At 43.8% G+C, this 842-nt stretch carries 2 protein-coding genes; one reads left to right on the top strand and one right to left on the bottom strand.

Annotated features, from left to right (window positions below; translation table 11 throughout):
• A partial coding sequence (locus A3729_RS33785; RefSeq protein ID WP_231877331.1) for a hypothetical protein occupies positions 1-192 on the bottom strand: 192 nt, incomplete at its 3' end.
• 144 nt (positions 193-336) lie between these two features.
• Between A3729_RS33785 and A3729_RS04020 the strand changes: the two genes are divergently transcribed.
• Positions 337-842, top strand: a 506-nt coding sequence (locus A3729_RS04020; protein ID WP_156497637.1) for a hypothetical protein, incomplete at its 3' end; no start/stop codon positions are given.

Genomic DNA, 842 nt, shown 5'->3' with positions numbered 1-842 from the left:
TGCTCTCTGGTAATCAGGTAGTACTAGTGTTTTGACATGAGCGCGGGCGCGTTGGAAGGCTTTGAGCCAGTCTTCTTGCTGAACCACTATTGCCCAAAAGCCGTAATGCTCAATACCTTGATGCCAATTAAGCGGGTCATGCGGGCTAACTGCAATGGAATTCTTTGCCTGAGAGGCAGAAAGGTTTTGCATAAGTGAAATAGGTCAGAGTGATATGGAAGTTCTGAAATAGTTTAATTAAAGCGCGAGTGTTGGTGCAAATAAATATCAATCCACACTCACAATGCCAGTATCTGAGCTACACTGAAAGCATGTTTTTTCAAAGAAGTATTAACAGTGCCCCTATTAGCAAATGCTTGGCGATTAAGCCCTTTAATTGTTGTCGTTTTATCCTTTTTTCTGGTTCGTATCAGCTCTATTGAAGCTCTCGATGAAAACGTACTGCGGACTGCTCCTTACCTATTAGCGTGTATCTTACTTGGCTTTTCTGCCATGTTTAATCGAAGCCGCTTTATTGCCCCGATTTTCATCGCCCTGTTTGCCTATTACTTTATTCAAACGAAGCTGCAAACGCCTTTGACAAGATCAGACGTGATGGCGATGTTTAGTGGACTTAATCTCCTTTTTTGTACATCGTTGATGTTTGCTTCGCTCGTTCCTGAAAAAGGTATGTTTAACCGAACAGGTGGAGTATATGCACTGGTATTAGCGGCTGGAGCTATGCTCTTGTGGTATTTTGGTGCCAGTGAGGCGTGGCAGGCTAAGTTAGCGGCGATTGCCAACCACCAAAGTGCTTTGTTTGAAGACCGGTATTGGGTGACCGAGGCTTTGTTATATTGCCA

This window comes from Oleiphilus sp. HI0043 (assembly GCF_001634935.1).
Note: the sequence above shows the minus strand (reverse complement) of the source record. Positions and strands in the feature narration are given on the sequence as shown.